Raw genomic sequence first — 17456 nt, 5'->3', positions numbered from 1 at the left:
GGCACAGGTGCTCTTCACGGAAGCGCGGGACTTTCACCGGCGCATGATGCTCGCCGAGGCGCGGGAGAAATATGAAGCAGCGCTAGCCTTTTGGGAGCACCCCGAGCTCCGGCTCTACCTCGGGCGGGTGTTGAGGAGCATCGGCCTGCCGCTCCTGGCCTACGACAACCTGCGCCTCTCCCTGCGGTGGGGGCCCGGTTCGCTCGATGCGGCGAAGGAGCAGGAGGCGCGCGCGGCGCTGCGCGCGCTCATGGCGCAGGAGCTCGCCGCCATCGAGATCCGCTGCGATGAGGCGGGCGCCACCGTGCTGCTGGACGGAAAGCCCTGGTTCGTCGGCCCCGGCGCCGAACGCCGGATGGTCACGCCCGGAGAGCATGTCATCACGGCGAGAAAGAACGGATACTTCACGGTCGTCAAGCCCATTCTCGTGCTCGCGGGCAAAGAGGCTTCAGGCAAGCTCACACTGAGCACCGATACCGTCGTCGCGACGCAGCGATGGCCCGCCTGGCTTCCGTGGGCCGCGGTCGGGGTCGGCGCGGCGCTGGGCGTCGTGGGCGGCGGGTTAATGCAGCACGCCAACACGAACCACGAAGATACCCACGAGCGCCTCCAGGCCGCCTGCGATCCGTCGTGTGCGCCGTCTTCCCACGACGAGTACGAAGGCAGCGTCTTCGAGAACGACCTGGCCATCGGCACCCTCATCGCCGGCGGAGCGACCGTGCTCACGGGGACCGTCCTGCTCTTCGTGAACAGGCCGCACTCCTACCGCACCAAAGACCGGGGCGGCGTGCAGGTCGAGCTCCGACCCGCTGCGTCGCTCGAGGCCGCGAGCTTATCAGCCCGGCTCGTGTTCTGATCCGGCCGAACCGGAGTAACCTCGTGCCGCGAGCGCGCCCAGGCGTGGCGTCCGTCCCGTGGGGGCCTCGCGCAACACAGCGCGCGCGTCGCGACGATGTTCCCGTCCCCGTCCCGGAACCTTCGCGTCCCGCGCCTGTCTGGAGCCGTATCCAAGGAGGTACTCGTCATGGTCGAAGCCTTCCACATGGGCGGCTGGGGCATGTATCCCACGCTCGTCTTCGGGCTCCTGCTCCTTGCCGCATCCGTCCGTTATGCCATCTCGCCCGAGCGGCGGTTCGTGCCGCTCCAGGTGAGCCTCGGTATCCTGACGCTGGTGGCCGGCGGGCTCGGCTTCGTCAGCGGCACCATCAAATCGCTCACGTACATCGGCGCTGTGGATCCCGACACGCGCTGGATCTGGCTGGTCGGCCTCGGCGAGTCGCTCAACAACATCGGGCTCGCGCTCGCGCTCCTCGTCCTCTCATCCATCGCCGCCACCGTCGGGGCGTATCGCTTCTCGCAGATGGATCCCGCCCGCTGACGTGAAGGCGCCCGACCGCGCCGTCCGAGCCATCCCGGCAGCCGCGCCGCTGCCGGCGCCGCGCCGCAGGTCACCTCATCCGCCGCTGGCCGGCGGCGTCAGGGCGCCGGACGCCCCGCAGCCGCAAGCGCGACGCGCCGCTCGATCCCGAGGAACAGCAGCGGCAGCGCCACCGTGAACGCGATCGACAGCCCCGCGACGAGCGGCATGCCATCGAGGCGGTGGTCCGGCAGCTCGTGGAGCATCCTGGCCGCCGCGAACGCTGCGATCGCGGACGACATGTGCTGTACGGCCGACTGCATCGAGGTGAAGCGCGCCCGCTCGGCGGGGCGCGGCACCTTCGACGTCAGCGTGTTGTGCGAGACGTTGCGGAACGTCATGCCCAGCATGAAGACGATGAAGATGGCGAGCACCGGCAGCCCCGGCGTGTACGAGACGAACCCCGCATAGAGGACGCTCACGAGCACCGCCGCGCCCACAGAGCCTGTCTGAAACGCGCCGAAGCGGTCCACCAACGGTCCCACGGCCCGCATCGCGGCGAAGCTCACCAGGCCTCCCACGAAGTAGAGCAGCCCGAGCCGCTCGCGCGGATACCCGAGGTTGTACTGCACGTAAGCCGAGATGTTGGGGATCACCAGGAACGACGCCACCGTCAGGATCGCCGTCGTCGCGTACGAGAGCAGCACGATCGGCCGGCCGAGGAGCGCGCCGAGCTCGCCGAGCGCGCTGCCCGACGGCGGCGCGCCGGTCAGGTGATCCCGCATCGACGGCAGGAGGAAGATCGCGAGCCCGGCGACGAGCAACCCGAGCCCCGCGACCGCGAAGAACGGCAGCGGAAAGCCGCCGCGGCGGGCGAGCTCCAGCCCGGCGGGGACGCCGAGCACCGAGGCGACCGAGAACGAGCCCATCACGACGCCCATCGCCTTGCCGCGCCGCTCGGGCGGGATCACGTCGGCGACGATCGAGAACGCGACCGAGGTCGCGGGCCCGCCGAACGCCCCGGCGAGCACGCGCGCCGCCATGAGGCTCGGGAGCCCCGTGGCGAAGCCCCCGGCCGCCGTGCCGGCGACGAGGCCGAGCATCGCCACGGCGAGCGCGCTGCGCCGGTCGAAGCGGTCGAGGAAGAACGCGCCCGCGAGGCCCGAGACCGCGGCCGCCGCCGTGTAGCTGCCGCCGATGAGGCCGATGCTGGACATCGGGATCCCGAGCGCGACCGCGAAGTCGGGCCCGAGCGGCATCACCATCACGAAGTCGAGGATGTTGATGAACTGGACAGCAGCGACAAGGAAGATGATGCTCGATTCGGAGCGCCGTTTGGACACGAGGGTCGACTCTAGTCGACTCCAGGCGCGCCCGCCCCGCCTCCGCACGAAAAAGCGCCGCGCTCACGCCGAGACGCGCCCCCTCACCGCTCCCCTGCTCCACCCAGCCCGCGCGGCGGCTCGCACGTCGCGCGCGTTGCTCCCGGCGCAACGCCACGTTGCGCGCTAGCACCGTTGTCCCCCCATGAGGTCCACCTTACGATGAGACGATGAGCCCCATGGATCGCCGCACAGCCCTCGGCGCCCTCGCCGCAACGCCCGTCGTCGCCGCGTGCGACCCCGCCGCGCCCCCGCCTCGCACCGACGAGGCCGCGCTCGCCGCGGAGGACGTCGTCCGCGACGCCGCGCCGCTCGGGTTCCCCTGGGAGACGCTCGATCCCTTCCTGTTCTGCGTCCACCACGACGACGCGTACCCGGCCGGCAACGAGCGGATGGGGCCGGCCGCATCGCTCTCGGGCCGCGCCATCGGGCGCGACTTCGCGGGCAAGGACGGCTGGCGCATGTACCACGGCGACGTGGTCCCCGGCTTTCCGCAGCACCCGCACCGCGGCTTCGAGACCGTGACCGTCGTGCGGCGCGGGCTCGTCGATCACGCGGACTCGCTCGGCGCGGCCGCGCGCTACGGCCGCGGCGACGTCCAGTGGCTCACGGCGGGGGGCGGCATCGTCCACGCGGAGATGTTCCCGCTCGTCGAGAAGGACGGGCCCAACCCGCTCGAGCTCTTCCAGATCTGGCTCAACCTGCCGCGCGCCGACAAGCTCGCCGAGCCGCGCTTCGTGATGATGTGGGGCGACACGATCCCCAGGCAGATCGCGCGCGACGCCGCGGGCAGGACGACCGAGATCACGATCATCGCCGGCCGCCTCGGCGAGCTCCGCCCACCGGCCCCGCCGCCGAGGTCGTGGGCGGCGCGCGCCGCGTCCGACGTGGCGATCTGGACGCTCAAGATGGCCCCGGGCGCGCGGTTCACGCTGCCGGCCGCCTCCCCCGGCACGAACCGCGCGCTCTATTTCTTCCGCGGCGCCGAGCTGCGCGTCGGCGCCCGCCGCGTCCCCGCGGCCCACAGGATCACGCTCCGCGACGGCGCCGCCGCGCTGCTCGAGAACGGCCCCGACGAGGCCGAGCTCCTGCTCCTCCAGGGCAAGCCCATCGGCGAGCCCGTCGCGCAGCAAGGCCCCTTCGTGATGACCTCGATGGCGGAGGTCCAGCAGGCCTTCCTCGACTACCGGCGGACGGGCTTCGGCGGATGGCCGTGGCCGAGCGACGGCCCGGTCCACGGGCGCGCGGAAGGCCGCTTCGCGCGCTACCCCGACGGCCGCATCGACAAGGCGGGCTGAGCGCCCCGCCTCCGCGTCCCGGCGCGCCGATCCCTCACCTCGCGTCGAGCTCGGGCTCCTCGCTCCAGCAGTCGTTCGCGCTCGCGCGGTGCCGCGCGCGGTACTCCGAGGGGCTGACGCCCTCGGAGCGCCGGAATTGCTCGGCGAAGCGCGACGCCGAGTCGTAGCCGCAGGCCGTCGCGACCTCCAGCACGCCGTGGCGCCCGGAGCGCAGGAGCCCCTTGGCGAGATCGAGGCGCTCCTTCCACAGGAGGGCCCTGAACGAGACCCCCTTCGCGCCGAGCCGGCGGCGCAGCGTCGCGTCGCTCACCCCGAGCGCGCGCGCGACCTCCGGGGCCGCCCACGGGCGCGCCGGATCGCGGCGCACAAGCGCCCGCACCGCGAGCGTCGGATCGAGCGCCAGCGTCGAGGAGGCGGCGCGCGCCTCGTCGAGCTGCTCCCGGTGCTGCAGGAGCAGGGTCAGGATGAGATCCTCCAGCCGGTGCTCGATGAGCAGCGCGTGCGCGCCGGGCAAGAGCAGCGTGTTCACGAGGTGGATCAGCGCCTGGATCGACGGCATCGCGGAGCGCAGGAGGTGCGGCCGATCCGCCTCGAAGCCGCCGAGCCCCCGCTGGACGCAGAGCGTGGGATACCGGCGCTGGAGCCGCTCGTCGACCTCGCTCAAGAGCTCGATCGTGAACGAGCGGTAGGCGCCGCGCTCGGGATCGGGCTCGTTCACGAGCTCGAGCGGGATGCCCTGCGGCACGAGCAGGATCTGCCCCTCCCGGGCGACGAGGCGCGTGTTGCCGTCCGGGCCGTCGAGGAAGATCCGCTTCGCGCCGTCGAGGATGAGCACGACGAGCGGCCGGGAGAGCCGCTGTATCGTGATCCGATCGCGCGTGCGGGTGAAAACGCCGACCCACCGGGCCAGGCCGGCGCCGCTCGCCGAGGACGTGCGCTCCAGGCGGGAGATGGCCTCTCTGAGCGCGCCCCAGGCCTGGGCTTGATCGGTGGGCTCGAGCAGTCGGGTGAGCTGGGTCTTCATCGTCGCTCCTGATGGAAAAGGGCGCCTCTCTCGCCGCGCAGACGCAGCGCGGGGCCGGCCGGGGCGGCGCAGCGTAACCGCGCCGCCCCTGGGCCCAAAGCGCTGTTCCGCCGGCTCACTTCACGTCGAGCAGGACGATCTCGCCGTCGTTGAAGAGCGGGACGAGCAGGCGATTTCTCGCGCGGTCCCAGCCGAGATCGGCGGGGCTCGGGAGATCCGCCGCGAGCGTGGAGACGCGCGGCGCCGCGTCCCCGGCGGGGTCGATCTCGAAGACGGCGCCCGCGTCCCAGCTCGACACGAGGAGCCGGCCGTCGTCGAGGCGCACGAGGCCGTCCAGCGTGCCAGCGGGCAGGGAGATCTCGCGCCGCGGCCGCGGGGATACGTCGAGCGCGTCGAGCGCGTCGACCCGCGCTGCGCCGAGGTAAGCCACCCAGATCTCGCCCTCCGCGCACGCCACGCCGTTCGGGTGCGGCAGCGCGGGATCCGCGATCAGCCGGGAGACCTCCCCGCCCGGATCGACCGCGATGAGCGCGTCGGTGCCGATCGAGGTGAACCCGCCCTCCCCGATGGCCACGCCGGAGTCCGAGACCACGATCGACCCGTCGGGCATGGCCGCGACGTCGTTGAGCAGGCCGGCGCCGGCGACCTCGATGTCCTCGATGGGCGCGCCGTCGCTCGCGTCGAAGACGCGGATCACGTCGATATCGGCCACATAGAGCCTGCCGCCCGCGATGGCCATGCCCTTCGGGGCGCTCAGCGTCACGCCCTCCGACGCGCCGTCGATCCATGTCAGGTCGAGGATCTCGCCGTCCGGCGAGACGCGCGAGATGAACGCGCGGTCGTCCTTCTCGACGGGTGAGCCGACGATGTTCGAGACGAGGTAAACGTCGCGCTCCTCGTCGTGGAGCACCGACTCGGGTGTGCTGAAGCCGCCGACGCGGCGGAGCTCCGGCGCGGTCGGGGCCTCGCTCTCGGCGCACGCCGGGAGGACGGCGACGAGGCAGGCGAGGACGGCGGCGAGGCGTTTCGGTTGCGTTTTCATGGTGCGCTCTCTCGTGTGAACGGGCCGGCGACGCGCCGGCTGGTGCGCCTACCCTGCGCCCGCGCGCCGCGCGGCGCGCGCCCGCGGCGCTCATTGGTACGCCCGAAACGCTCACGCACCGCGCTTTGCGACGATGCCGGCCAAGACACGAGGCCTCGCGCGGGCGGCGGGGCCACACCCGGCCATGGCGCGTCTCGACCAGGGAAGAGCCGATCGTTCAAGGCGCCTCCGTCGTTCCACCCGACCGGGAATCGATAACCGCGAGACAACGAATCTCACGTCCACGCCGCTTCATCGGCCACGCGCAACGCACAACCATCGTCCGCGTTGTACGAGGCGGATTCCCGGCCTCCGCAGATCCTGTCCTGACAAATGAGCACGGGTCCAGCTTGAACGGCGCGTAAATGGCGGGTAACCGGCGCGTAACGCTGCGTAACGGCGCATAACGCCGCGCAACGCCGCGTAAACGGCCGGTAAACACCGCGTAACGCCGCGCGCTCGCCCTCCGCACGGGCGAGGAACGTCTTGGTCGACATCCACGGGACCTGCCTGCCCACACCGAGGGCACGCCGTGAGCCGACAACGGACATCGAGCGCTTGACAAGTGTTGCGCCCCCGACAATCATGCGGTCACCGTGGCCCGGCCGACGCGTGGTACCCTGTAATGCAGTGTCTTTCAGATCCAGATAGCGAGACGTCGCTGCACGAGCAGGTCGCGGCGCTCCGCAGGCGCGTCGCGGACCTGGAGCAGGCCCTGGCCGAGGCGCAGCGGACGAGCTCGGCCGTACGCGAGGCGCGGCCCGCCGCGGGGGAGCAGGAGCTCCTGGCCAGCTTCTTCGCGGCGGAGGCCTCGGGGTACGCCGCGCTGCTCGACGCGATCCCGGCGATGGTGTTCTTCAAGGCTCGGGACCACCGGTACCTCGCCGTCAACAAGGCCTATGCGGAGCACTATCGCCTCTCGAGCGACAGGATCGTCGGGAAGCGCGACGAGGAGATATTCGTCGACGAGGTCGCGCGCAGCTACCGCGAGAACGACGAGATCATCATGTCCGAGGGGATCCCGCGGGTCAACGTGGAGCTCCGGTGGAAGCTCGAGGACGGGAGCGACGGCTGGACGCTGGAGAACAACGTCCCGTTCCGCGACGCGAGCGGGCGCGTGATCGGGATGGTCGGGGTCGTGGTCGACATGACCGCACGAAAGAGGACGGAAGAGGCGCTGCGGAGCACCGAGGCCGATCTCCTCGGCATCCAGGCGCGCCTCCTCGAGACGATAGCCGCGCTCTCGACGCCGGTCCTGCCCATCGACCACGGGGTCATCGTCGTGCCGCTCATCGGCCATCTCGACACGATGCGGGGCACCCAGCTCATGGCGGCGCTGCTGCAAGGCGTGGAGCGCCACGACGCCCAGTTCGTGATCGTCGATCTCACCGGCGTCCCGATGATCGACAGCGCCGTCGCGCTCCACCTCCTGCGCGCGGTGCAGGCCGTGGGCCTGCTCGGCGCCGAGAGCGTCCTCGTGGGGATGTCGGCCAGCACCGCCGCGGCGCTCGCGAGCCTCGGCGAGACGCTGGAGGGGATCGTCCTCCTGAGAGATCTCCGGGCCGGCGTGCGTTACGCGATGGCGCGGCGAAGGAGATGACCGGCGTGCGGCCGATGGCGCCACCTTAGACGTCAGGAGACGTCAGGCGACGCCGAGCGGCGCCGACAGACATCTCCCTCCCTCGCACCTTGTTCCACGCAGCGGGCGACATCACACCCTCTCGAAGTGCTCACACACCGAGGTCTCGCTTGACCCTCCGGCGAGGCGCCGGCTAAATTCCGTTCAGCCTTTTAGCGCTGCAATCCCGGCTGATATAGGGACGGTCGGTTCACCACTTCACTCACCACACCTCAGCGAGCTCGACGCGCCCGGTGTCCCCCGCGCGTCGAACGTCCAGGCCAGCGATGACGCCGCGTATCCGCCCGTTGCCCCTCGACCAGATCCGCCCCGCCACCACCGCCCTCCTCGTCATCGACATGCAGCGGGACTTCGTCGAGGAGGGCGCGCCCTGCGAGGCGCGCGGGGCGCTCGATATCGTACAGCGCGTCAACGCGCTCGCCGCGTGGGCGAGAGGGCACGGCCTGCCGGTCGTCTTCACCCAGGAGATGCACAGGGCCGATCGGTGCGACTTCGGCATCGAGCTGGAGTTCGAGCCGCCGCACTGCCTCGAGGGATCCCGCGGCGCCGAGATGGTCGATGGGCTGCAGATCGAGCCGCAGGATCATCGGATCTTCACCAAGCGGCGCTACGACTGCTTTCTGGGCACCGACCTCGACCTGCTGCTCCGGTGCAAGCGGGTGGAGAATCTCATCTGCTGCGGCGTGTGCACCAACATCTGCGTGCTCAGCACCGTGCTCACCGCGAGGAACCTGGATTACCGCGTGCTGCTCCCGGTCGACGCCGTGGCCGGGACCTCACGGGAGCTCCACGACGCCGCGATCCTCTGCATGAGCAACGCGTTCGCCTACGTCACCGAGAGCGCCGCGGTGATGCAGCTCTTCGGCTGACGGATGCCCGGCGACCGAGCGCCGCGAGCCCCGCCGCGACAGTGCGAGCGACCACCGCCGCGCTGGCTCGCGCTCGGCCGCCCCGTTTCCGCCCGGGTCCGTCTCGCGCTCGGCGCGGCGAGCTTCCTCGCCACCCTCGCGGCGTACGCCTGGCTCGCGGGCCGCGACGGGGTGAACACCGCCCTCGCTCCCACGCTCGCGAGCATCGGGCGGGCGACGGCCGAAGCGCTCGGCTCGGCGGAGCTCTGGCTCGACGTCCGCTATAGCTTCCTCCGGGTCACGGCCGGGTTCGTGGCCGCCGCGCTCCTCGCGGTCCCGCTCGGCGTGCTCGCCGGCGCGTTCCGATCGATCGCCGCGCTGATCGAGCCGCCGACCGAGTTCCTCCGCTATGTCCCCGTGCCGGCGCTGATCCCGCTCGTCATGATCGCGGCGGGCATCGGCGAGGGCGCGAAGGTCCTCCTCGTCTTCCTGGGGACCTTCTTCCAGCTGCTGCTCATGACCGCGGACGAGGTGCGGCGGGTCCCGGCGCCGCTGCTCCAGGTCAGCCAGAGCCTCGGAGCCACCCGGCGGGAGATCGTCTGGCGCGTGCTGGCCCCGGCCGCCCTCCCCGGCATCTGGAGCGCGCTGCGCATGTGCAACGGGTGGGCGTGGAGCTACGTCGTCGTCGCGGAGCTCGTGGCCGCCACCGAGGGCCTCGGCTTCCGCGTCCTCAGGTTCTATCGCTTCATCCAGACGCCCAGCATCTACGCGTACCTGGCGGTGCTGGGCGCGATCGGCCTGGGGCTCGACTGGGCGTTCGGCGCAGCGCACCGCCGGCTCTTCCGCTGGGCCAGGGGGCGCGACGCGTGATGCTCTCCGTGCGCGGCGTCAGCAAGGCGTACGCCGGCCGCCGCGGCGAGACCAGCGCCCTCTGCCCGCTCGACCTCGACGTCGGCGAGGGCGAGTTCGTGAGCCTCGTGGGCCCCTCCGGGTGCGGGAAATCCACGCTGCTGCACATCGTCGCGGGGCTCGAGCCGGCGACCACCGGGACCGTCACGCTCGGCGGCGAACGCGTCCTCGGCCCCGGCGCCGAGCTCGGCGTCGTGTTCCAGCAACAGACGCTCTTCCCGTGGCTCAGCGTGCGGGAGAACGTCCGCTTCCCGCTGACGCTGGCCCGCCACCGCGGCCGGGCGCGGCAGGCCGGCTCCGAGCGAGAGGCGGACCGCGTCGAGCGCCTCCTGCGCCTCGTCGATCTGTGGGACTTCCGCGACAGCGCGCCCGCGGAGCTGAGCGGCGGCATGCAGCAGCGCGCCGCGCTGGCGCGGGCGCTCGCCGCGCGGCCGGAGGTGCTGCTGATGGATGAGCCGTTCGGCGCCCTCGACGCCCAGACACGTGAGGAGATGCAGGGGCTCCTGCTCCATGTGATCCAGCATCACCGGATCATGACGCTCTTCGTCACCCACGACGTGGAGGAGGCCCTGATCCTGTCCGATCGCGTGGTGGTCTTCTCCGAGCGCCCCGGCCGCGTCGTGGCCACCTTCGACGTGCCGGTACCCCGGGCGGATCGCTCGCCCGACCTCAAGCTCGACGAGGCGTTGCTGCGCCTCAAACGGGATATTCTCTCGCTCCTGCGGGGGAGGGCCCGCCCCGAGGAGCAGCGCCGACGCTTGCTCCTCGGGCTCACGCATACGCCGAGGGGAGAGGATCCATGAACCGAAGGACCGTCGTGCTAGAGCTCGGGGCAGCGCTCGCCTGCCTCCTCCTGTCGCCAGGCTGCTCGAAGAAGGACGAGCCGGCGCGCGAGGTGCCCGCCGCCGCCGCGCCCGGCGAGAAGCCCGGGGCCGCGGCGAACGCGCCGGTGAAGCTGACCGTGGGACACGATCTGTGGATTGGCTATGCGGGCGTGTTCATCGCGAACGAGCTCGGGCTGTTCAAGCAGGCTGGCCTCGACGTCGAGCTCAAGCCGTTCTCGAACCCCGGGGACACGCTGCCGGCGCTGGCCGCGGGGAAGCTCGATATCGGCCTGACGACCCTGCAGAACCTGGCCGTGCTGAGCGGCAACGGCGACACGGACGTCGTGGCCATCGCGCTCATCGACAGCTCGAACGGCGCGGACGCGGTGGTGGCGAAGGAGGGGGTCGCGTCCATGGCCGATCTCAAGGGCAAGACGGTCGCGCTCACCCTCGGCGAGGTCAATCACATGCTGTTCCTCGCCGGCCTGAAGAAGTCCGGGCTCTCCGCGGACGACGTGAAGGTCACGAGCATGAGCGCAGACGACGCCGGGGCCGCGTTCGTGGCGGGGAAGGTCGACGCCGCGGTCACCTGGGAGCCGTGGATCACCAAGGCGACCAAGGGCGGCGGTCGCGTGATCTTCTCGAGCGCCAGCGTCCCCGACACCATCATGGACGCGGTGGCCGTGCGCCGATCGCGGCTCGCCGAGTCCGGTGACGCCTGCTCGAGGTTCATCGGCGCCATCGATCAGGGGGTGCGCGTCCTGCGCGGCGAGCCCGACAAGGCGATTCCCATCATCGGCAAGTACTTGAACGCTCCGCCCGAGGACGTGAAGGGCATGCTGGCCGGCGACAAGATCTACGACCTGGCCGACAACAAGCAGCTCTTCGGCACGGCGGAGAAGGCCGGCCCCGTGTACGCCTCGATGAAGGCGGTTGTCGACTTCGCGGTCGAGTCCAAGCTCGTCAAGAAGGCGCCGGCGCCGGAGTCGCTGCTCGAACCGAGGCTCGTCCGATGAGCCGCGACGAGGCGCTCATGGGGCGCGCGCTGGAGCTCGCGCGCGGCGCGCAGCGCGCCGGCGAGCCGCCGTTCGGCGCCCTGGTGGCCGCCCCCGACGGCGCCGTCGTGGCCGAGGCGACCGACGAGGTGAACGCCCAGCGCGACTTCACGTGGCACGCCGAGGTCGGCGCCGTTCGCCGCGCCTGCGCGGCCGTCGGGCCGGACTTGCAGGGATACACGCTGTACACGACCGTGGAGCCCTGCCCGATGTGCTTCACCGCGGCCTGGCTCGCCCGGATCAGCCGCATCGTCTACGGCTGCACGATGCGGGAGGTCACGGAGGCGACCGGCGGCGCGCAGCGCGAGCTGGCCGTCCCGGCGGAGTGGATGAACGAGAGATCTGGCGCGCCGCTCGATCTCGTCGGCGGCGTCCTCGACGCGCAGTGCCTCGCGCTGTTCGGCCCGGCGTGACCCGCTCGCCGGCGCGCCGCTGCCATGACCCGCTCGCGGCGCAGGTCGAGCGAAATCCCGTCACAGATCTCGGCTGTCCCATCACAGCCTGAGGGAGGCCGGAGCGGCCCGACCTTCCGGTGGCGGTCGGGGCGCCAGCAAGGTTTGCTTACCTGAGCAAGCCCTGCGTTCTCCACTCGCCCCTTCTACGCAGCCGTTGCGTACCCGAGGTCGAGGCGCCGCTCGCGCGGCCCGAGGGGGCGCTGCGGATGTCTGGCATGCGGGGTGCTCATGGCACGTGACGGGACGCGGACCGCGCGGCGGGGCCTGAAGGAAGACGGCCCCCGCTCCGGGGCGGAGCTGCCCTGGCGAGACGGTCGGCGCCTTGCCGCCCGTGGCGGCTCGTCGGGTGAGCTCTGCGCACCCAGCGCCGTCCTCTCTGCGCTGCATTCCGAGAAGGAGACACTTGCAATGAAACGATTCTTTTATCCGTTGGTCCTCGTGGCGATTCCGGCAGCTCTCTCTGCCTGTGGCTCCGGCCATTCGTCGGAGTCGGACGCGCTCGCCGCGCCAGACGAGCTCACCGAGACGGCCGAGGGCGCCCTCGCGTGCGGAGGGCTCGCCCCGGGGGAGTCTCTCGATCGAAGCCAGTCGATCCGATCGTGCAACGGCCGCGTGAAGCTCGTGCATCAGACGGACGGCAACGTCGTCGCCTACGACGAGACCGGCGCGTCCTGGGCCACGCACACGGCGCCCCGGTCGGATACGACGAGGCTCATCATGCAGACCGACGGGAACCTGGTCCTCTACGCCGGCACCCGCGCGCTCTGGAGCTCCAGGACCGCGGGAAACCCAGGCGCACGTTTCGCCCTCCAGGACGACTGCAACCTCGTCATCTACAACACCGCCGGCAGGCCCATCTGGACGACCTCGACGTCCTGCCGGACCTCCAGCGTCGTCGACCTCTTCGACTACATGACGCCGGGATGCAGCGCGAGCGGCCCCCAGTACGCAACGCAGGTGACCGGAGCTCGATGGTACGTCCCGCAGGGCAAGGACAGCTCGGGCCGCAGGCAGTTCGTGTACGTGAAGGGCAGGAACGGCGCCGATTACGAGTCCTACACGGCTGACGAGCAGTGGATCCGGCTGTGGAAGGACACCTCGTGGGCGTACTTCGACACCGGCATCCAGACGTACTGCGATGAGCAGTGCGGCGCGCTGAACAGGCCGACCGACTGCAGGCACCAGTGGCGCGGAGACCCTGTTCCGGGCGGCTACGCCTACCAGGCCCCGAAGGACACCACCGACTGGGGAGGAGCGAAGGTGCTGCCGCGCTATTTCGACAAGTCACGCGGCGTCCAGACCTACACGTTCGACATCTACGTCGACGCGCAGAGCGAGACGACCTGCGGCGCCTGCGACTCGTGGCACGAGGGCTGGACGTGGCAGCGGTACACGGTCGAGCACCTGTCCTCCGTCACCGCTCCGAACGGTCAAGTCTACACGGACGTGATCAAGAAGGTCATCATCGACGGCGCCGGAAAGGACGAGGTGTACTACTTCGCCAAGGGGATCGGCTGGATCGGCTACGAGGTGCAGCACTCGACCTACAAGGACTGGATCAACGGGACCACCACCGGCGTCAGCCTCCCGACCATCTGCCCCGGCGGTGGCCCGGCGAGCAGCTGCTAGCTGGCGCTTCACGGCCGCCATGGGTACGGCGACCGGGGCCGCGCGCGACAAGGCGTCCGGGTGTTGCTGCGGAAGCAGCCGCGCTGAACCGCTGCTCGGATCCGAGCAGCGCGCGCGGCGAGCGCGCCGGAGGGGCGCCGAGATCCGCGGTCGAGAGCGCAAGACCCCTCGGCGCCGGCGCCGGGGCACGCGTGTTGCAGCGAGCGGCGCGCCAGCACGGCCATCGACCATCCACCGGCGGCCTCGGTGCGCCCCTACCCTTCTCCGGAGTCTTCATGACCGACCGTATCGCTCGTCTCAAGGCCTCGCCCTCCGTGGCGGTCAAGGAAAAGCTCGATTACCCCGTCATCGACACGGACATCCACACCAACGATTACTCGCCGGCGCTCGAGGATTTCGTCGCCACGTACGGCGGCGCCAAGCTCGTCGACGATCTGCGCAAGGCGCTGAGCTCCCGCCGCCGCAACGCCGAGAACAGCAGCGGCAAGGACTGGTACAGCCAGACGCCCGAGGAGCGGCAGCACTACCGCACCGTCAGGTCGCCGTGGTGGGCGCGGGTGACGCGCAACACGCTGGACGTGGCCACGTACCACCTGCCGGAGCTGCTCGCCGAGCGCCTGGAGGAGCAAGGGTCCGACTACTCGGTCCTGTTCCCGAACAACACCCTCGCGCCGCTCGCCGTGAAGGACCCGGGCGCGCGGCAGGCGCTCCAGCGCGCGATCAACCATTATCATGCGGAGCTGTTTCGCAAGTACAGCGACCGCCTCACCCCGGTCGCCGGGATCCCCCTGAACACGCCCGAGGAGGGGATCGAAGAGCTGGAGTTCGCCGTCAAGAAGCTCGGGCTCAAGGCGATCAACATCGCCGGCGGCGTGCGCCGCCCCATCAAGGCGATCGCGGAGAAGTACCCGCCGGCGCACCACCCGGAGATCGCGAAGTACGCGACGTACATCGATTTCTACGGCATCGACAGCGAGTACGACTACGATCCTTTCTGGGCGAAGGTGGTCGAGCTCGGCGTGCCTGTCCTCACCCATTACGGGAGCCAGGGCTGGACGGGGCGCTCGTCGATCAGCAACTACATGAACAACCACGTCGGCCACTTCGCCGACGGCTCGGAGGCGTTCGCCAAGGCGCTGTTCTTCGGCGGCGTCACCCGCCGCTTCCCCGGGCTCCGCATCGGCATGCTCGAGGGCGGGGCGGACTGGGGCGCGCGGGTGTACATCCACCTGGTCGACCGCTTCCAGAAGCGCGGCCCCGAGGGCCTCAAGCACTACGACCCCGCGGCGACCGACCGCGCGCTCTTCACCGAGCTCTTCCGGCGGTACGGCGCGGATCTCGCAAAGCTCGCAAACGGGCGATCGATCGAGGGCGAGCAGCTGATCGCCGACACGCTGGGCGCCGGGTACACGAGCGACGCCCGCCAGCCCGCGCCGGAGTACCGCAATGACTTCGAGGCCGCGGGCATCGAGAAGATCGAGGACATCCGCGACCGCTGGGTGAACAACTTCTTCTTCGGATCCGAGTCGGACGACCGCACCATCGCGTCCGCGTTCAACGCCAAGGCGAACCCGCTCGGCGTGAAGATCAACGCCATCTACTCCTCCGACGTCGGCCACTGGGACGTCCCCGACCTGACCGAGGCGCTCGCGGAGAGCTGGAGTCTCGTGGAGGAGGGCGTCCTCAGCCCCGAGGACTTCAAGGCATATGTGTTCGAGAACCCGTACAAGCTCTACACCGAGGCCAACGCGAGCTTCTTCAAGGGCACGCGGGTCGAGGAGAAGCTGAAGCGCAAGGCGTCGAGCGGCGCCGGCGACGAGCGGCGCGGCCCGCAACCGGGCGCGAGGAGCGAGGGTCTACCCGGCAAGTCGGTCGAAATACGCGCGTAGCGCCGCCCCGTCGAGCCCCGCCCCGAGCGCGAACATCAGCGCGAGCCTCGCCTTGGGCCCCGAGAGCGCGCCCGCGGCGATCACCCCGAGATCCCGCAGCCGCCGCCCGCCGCCGGGCGCGCCGTACGTCGGCGTGACCCGCCCGCCGGGGCAGCGCGAGCTCAGCACGACCGGCGTGCCGGCCTGCACGAGCGCGCCGATCGCCCCCTCCCAGCTCCCGCAGACGTTTCCCGCGCCCGAGCCCTCGATCACCACCCCGCGCGCCCCGGCCTCGAGGATCGCGCGCAGCAGGAGATCGTCCATCCCGGACGCCATCTTGACGAGGTAGACCCGCGGCTCGGGCGGCGCGAGCGGCAGGGTCGGCGTCCTCGCGGGGCGCGCGTGGACGCCGACGCCCTCGCCGTCGACCCAGCCGAGCGGCCCGACACCCGGCGAGGCGAACGTGCCGAGCGCGGTCGTGTGGGTCTTCATCACGCACCGGGCCGCGTGGAGCTCGTCGTTCAGCGCGACGAGCACGCCGAGCCCCCGCGCTGACGGCTCGACGGCGATCCGCGCGGCCGAGACGAGGTTGCGCGGGCCGTCGGTCCCCGCCGTGCTCGCGTCCCGCATCGCGCCGGTGAGCACCACCGGGGTGTCCCCGTCGAGCAGCAGATCCAGCGCGAACGCCGTCTCCTCGAGGGTGTCCGTGCCGTGGGTGACGACGACGCCGGTCACCTCGGGATCGGCCTGGAGATCGCGCACGGCGCGCGCGAGCGCCGCGATCCTGTCCGGGCCGAGGTTCCAGCTGCTCTCGAGGCAGAACTCGGTCACCGCGATCTCAGCGACGCGGCCGAGCGCGGGCACGTCGGCGACGAGCTCCTCCGCGCGGACGGCGGGCACGGCGGCGCCCGTCTTCGGGTCGACGCGGCTCGCGATGGTGCCGCCGGTGGTGACGAGGTGAACGCGAGGCATGGATGGTTGTTGGCGTGAAGCCGATCACCGCATGTGCGCGAGCGGGAGCCCCGCGACGGGCGCGCGGAACGTGAGGAGGTGGGGCATCGCCAGCGACCCCATGTAACACGTGCGGAGATCGGGGCCGCCGAACGCGATGCTCGTGGGCAGCTGCAGCGTGTTTCCCGCGCAGGCGCCGAGATCGGCCGGCTCGATGGTGCCGTTCCTCTGCTTCACGGTCATCGCCTCGAGGACGGCAGGGCGCGGATCCTCGAAGACGGTCTGGTAGCTGCCGTCGGGGAAGATCACCCCGAGGCCGTTGCGACAGACGGCCGCCACCCAGATGTTGCCCTCGGCGTCGAAGGCGAAGCCATCCATGTACCCGCCGATGCCGAGGCTGTCGGGCCCGAACTGCTCGGGATCGCCGAGGCTGCCGTCGTCGCGCACCGAGAACCGGAGGAGGCGGCCGGGGACGGTCTCGACGGCGTACAGGAACCGCTCGGCGGCGTCGAGGCGCACCTCGTTCGTCAAGCTGAGGCCGTCGGCCACGATGCGGGCACCCTTCTCGTCGACGAGCGCGATGTACCCGTCGCGGACGCTGCCCACGACCGCGGACCACCACGGGAGATGCCGTGTCGTGACGGAGATCCAGAGGCGATCCCGCGAGTCGATGAAGCAGAAGTTCACGGCGCCGAGCGGCTTGCCGTCGATGGAGTCGAGGAGGACCTCGGACCGGCCGTCGCGGTGGAGCTTGTGGATCTTGCCGCCGGACATGCTGGCGACGATGAGGTTGCCCTGCCGATCCATCGCCATGCCGTTCGGCTCGGGCACCTCCGGGCCGAGGGTCGCCTGCCTGCCGTCCGGCTCGATGCGCGTCGCGATGCCGCGAGCGTCCGAGGCCCAGAGCGTGCCGCCGGGCTCGACGATCACGCACTCCGGCCGGACAAGGCCTTGCCCGACGTACTCGATCCGAGACAGCTCGAGGGTGAAACCCCTGACAGATGACATCCACCGACCTCCCGGCACGGCGCCGCGCCGCGCCCGCTCGACGCGCGCGAGCATAACACCCCCCTCGCCGACGGGGACATCTCGTTCGGGCGCGCCGCCCCGGGCCGACAGGCTCGGGAACGAGATCG

The 17456-nt window shown here is 71.1% G+C and carries 16 protein-coding genes; 11 read left to right on the top strand and 5 right to left on the bottom strand.

The features are described from left to right. Positions 1 to 7 precede the first annotated feature (7 nt). Positions 8 to 856 (top strand): hypothetical protein, encoded by an 849-nt coding sequence (locus WMF34_RS17530; RefSeq protein WP_437993972.1) that lies wholly within the window; start codon positions 8 to 10, stop codon positions 854 to 856. Positions 857 to 1024: 168 nt separating this feature from the next. Beyond that, positions 1025 to 1378 (top strand): hypothetical protein, encoded by a 354-nt coding sequence (locus WMF34_RS17525; RefSeq protein WP_437993971.1) that lies wholly within the window; start codon positions 1025 to 1027, stop codon positions 1376 to 1378. 98 nt (positions 1379 to 1476) lie between these two features. Here WMF34_RS17525 and WMF34_RS17520 read toward each other — a convergent pair whose 3' ends face one another. Beyond that, positions 1477 to 2700 (bottom strand): MFS transporter, encoded by a 1224-nt coding sequence (locus WMF34_RS17520; RefSeq protein ID WP_437993970.1) that lies wholly within the window; start codon positions 2698 to 2700, stop codon positions 1477 to 1479. Positions 2701 to 2909: 209 nt separating this feature from the next. On the opposite strand from WMF34_RS17520, the gene WMF34_RS17515 reads away from it, so the two are divergent. Continuing rightward, a complete protein-coding gene (locus tag WMF34_RS17515) occupies positions 2910 to 4037 on the top strand; it encodes a pirin family protein (protein ID WP_012236014.1) in 1128 nt (375 codons plus the stop codon). Positions 4038 to 4071: 34 nt separating this feature from the next. Here WMF34_RS17515 and WMF34_RS17510 read toward each other — a convergent pair whose 3' ends face one another. Both WMF34_RS17510 and WMF34_RS17505 read right to left on the bottom strand, forming a co-directional pair. Beyond that, entirely contained in the window at positions 4072 to 5061 is a 990-nt protein-coding gene (locus tag WMF34_RS17510) for a helix-turn-helix transcriptional regulator (RefSeq protein ID WP_437300456.1), read from the bottom strand. 115 nt (positions 5062 to 5176) lie between these two features. After that, the gene (locus WMF34_RS17505) at positions 5177 to 6103 is read right to left on the bottom strand and encodes an SMP-30/gluconolactonase/LRE family protein (protein WP_437993969.1); all 927 of its coding nucleotides are present in this window, start codon (positions 6101 to 6103) and stop codon (positions 5177 to 5179) included. Between the two features lie 664 nt (positions 6104 to 6767). Between WMF34_RS17505 and WMF34_RS17500 the strand changes: the two genes are divergently transcribed. The 8 genes from WMF34_RS17500 to WMF34_RS17465 all read left to right on the top strand — a co-directional run bounded on the left by WMF34_RS17500 (position 6768) and on the right by WMF34_RS17465 (position 15390). Beyond that, positions 6768 to 7742 carry a PAS domain-containing protein gene (locus tag WMF34_RS17500; RefSeq protein WP_437993968.1) on the top strand — a complete coding sequence of 325 codons (975 nt, stop codon included), beginning with the start codon at positions 6768 to 6770 and terminating at the stop codon, positions 7740 to 7742. A 305-nt stretch (positions 7743 to 8047) separates the two neighbouring features. Next, positions 8048 to 8650 (top strand): cysteine hydrolase family protein, encoded by a 603-nt coding sequence (locus WMF34_RS17495; RefSeq protein WP_437993967.1) that lies wholly within the window; start codon positions 8048 to 8050, stop codon positions 8648 to 8650. 3 nt (positions 8651 to 8653) lie between these two features. Further along, entirely contained in the window at positions 8654 to 9499 is an 846-nt protein-coding gene (locus tag WMF34_RS17490) for an ABC transporter permease (protein WP_437993966.1), read from the top strand. Then, positions 9499 to 10341 (top strand): ABC transporter ATP-binding protein, encoded by an 843-nt coding sequence (locus WMF34_RS17485; protein WP_012236008.1) that lies wholly within the window; start codon positions 9499 to 9501, stop codon positions 10339 to 10341. Before WMF34_RS17490 ends, WMF34_RS17485 begins: the two co-directional genes overlap by 1 nt. Continuing rightward, positions 10338 to 11378, top strand: coding sequence for an aliphatic sulfonate ABC transporter substrate-binding protein (locus tag WMF34_RS17480; protein ID WP_012236007.1), 1041 nt, complete (start codon positions 10338 to 10340; stop codon positions 11376 to 11378). The genes WMF34_RS17485 and WMF34_RS17480 overlap by 4 nt, the downstream gene beginning before the upstream one ends. Then, positions 11375 to 11830: a nucleoside deaminase gene (locus WMF34_RS17475; RefSeq protein ID WP_012236006.1), complete on the top strand. Its 456-nt coding sequence runs from the start codon at positions 11375 to 11377 to the stop codon at positions 11828 to 11830. The genes WMF34_RS17480 and WMF34_RS17475 overlap by 4 nt, the downstream gene beginning before the upstream one ends. Positions 11831 to 12280: 450 nt before the next feature. After that, complete coding sequence (locus tag WMF34_RS17470; RefSeq protein ID WP_437993965.1) at positions 12281 to 13501, top strand: hypothetical protein; 1221 nt, start codon at positions 12281 to 12283, stop codon at positions 13499 to 13501. Between the two features lie 275 nt (positions 13502 to 13776). Continuing rightward, a complete protein-coding gene (locus WMF34_RS17465; protein ID WP_080598902.1) occupies positions 13777 to 15390 on the top strand; it encodes an amidohydrolase family protein in 1614 nt (537 codons plus the stop codon). On the opposite strand, the gene WMF34_RS17460 is transcribed toward WMF34_RS17465, so the two are convergent. Together WMF34_RS17460 and WMF34_RS17455 are read right to left on the bottom strand one after the other, a co-directional pair. Then, positions 15358 to 16341 carry an asparaginase gene (locus WMF34_RS17460; protein ID WP_437993964.1) on the bottom strand — a complete coding sequence of 328 codons (984 nt, stop codon included), beginning with the start codon at positions 16339 to 16341 and terminating at the stop codon, positions 15358 to 15360. The two genes, WMF34_RS17465 and WMF34_RS17460, sit on opposite strands and share 33 nt — an antisense overlap. Positions 16342 to 16365: 24 nt before the next feature. Then, complete coding sequence (locus WMF34_RS17455; protein WP_437993963.1) at positions 16366 to 17328, bottom strand: SMP-30/gluconolactonase/LRE family protein; 963 nt, start codon at positions 17326 to 17328, stop codon at positions 16366 to 16368. Positions 17329 to 17456 lie beyond the last annotated feature (128 nt).

The sequence above is a fragment of the Sorangium sp. So ce145 genome, from assembly GCF_051525985.1.
GTDB lineage: Bacteria > Myxococcota_A > Polyangia > Polyangiales > Polyangiaceae > Sorangium > Sorangium cellulosum_B.
Note: the sequence above shows the minus strand (reverse complement) of the source record. Positions and strands in the feature narration are given on the sequence as shown.

Coding starts and splice junctions, on each gene's coding strand:
- WMF34_RS17455 (WP_437993963.1), bottom strand. CDS start 17,328: ATGTCATCTGTCAGGGGTTTCACCCTCGAGCTGTCTCGGATCGAGTAC.
- WMF34_RS17460 (WP_437993964.1), bottom strand. CDS start 16,341: ATGCCTCGCGTTCACCTCGTCACCACCGGCGGCACCATCGCGAGCCGC.
- WMF34_RS17515 (WP_012236014.1), top strand. CDS start 2,910: ATGAGCCCCATGGATCGCCGCACAGCCCTCGGCGCCCTCGCCGCAACG.
- WMF34_RS17480 (WP_012236007.1), top strand. CDS start 10,338: ATGAACCGAAGGACCGTCGTGCTAGAGCTCGGGGCAGCGCTCGCCTGC.
- WMF34_RS17525 (WP_437993971.1), top strand. CDS start 1,025: ATGGTCGAAGCCTTCCACATGGGCGGCTGGGGCATGTATCCCACGCTC.
- WMF34_RS17505 (WP_437993969.1), bottom strand. CDS start 6,103: ATGAAAACGCAACCGAAACGCCTCGCCGCCGTCCTCGCCTGCCTCGTC.
- WMF34_RS17490 (WP_437993966.1), top strand. CDS start 8,654: ATGCCCGGCGACCGAGCGCCGCGAGCCCCGCCGCGACAGTGCGAGCGA.
- WMF34_RS17510 (WP_437300456.1), bottom strand. CDS start 5,061: ATGAAGACCCAGCTCACCCGACTGCTCGAGCCCACCGATCAAGCCCAG.
- WMF34_RS17470 (WP_437993965.1), top strand. CDS start 12,281: ATGAAACGATTCTTTTATCCGTTGGTCCTCGTGGCGATTCCGGCAGCT.
- WMF34_RS17475 (WP_012236006.1), top strand. CDS start 11,375: ATGAGCCGCGACGAGGCGCTCATGGGGCGCGCGCTGGAGCTCGCGCGC.
- WMF34_RS17500 (WP_437993968.1), top strand. CDS start 6,768: ATGCAGTGTCTTTCAGATCCAGATAGCGAGACGTCGCTGCACGAGCAG.
- WMF34_RS17485 (WP_012236008.1), top strand. CDS start 9,499: ATGCTCTCCGTGCGCGGCGTCAGCAAGGCGTACGCCGGCCGCCGCGGC.
- WMF34_RS17495 (WP_437993967.1), top strand. CDS start 8,048: ATGACGCCGCGTATCCGCCCGTTGCCCCTCGACCAGATCCGCCCCGCC.
- WMF34_RS17465 (WP_080598902.1), top strand. CDS start 13,777: ATGACCGACCGTATCGCTCGTCTCAAGGCCTCGCCCTCCGTGGCGGTC.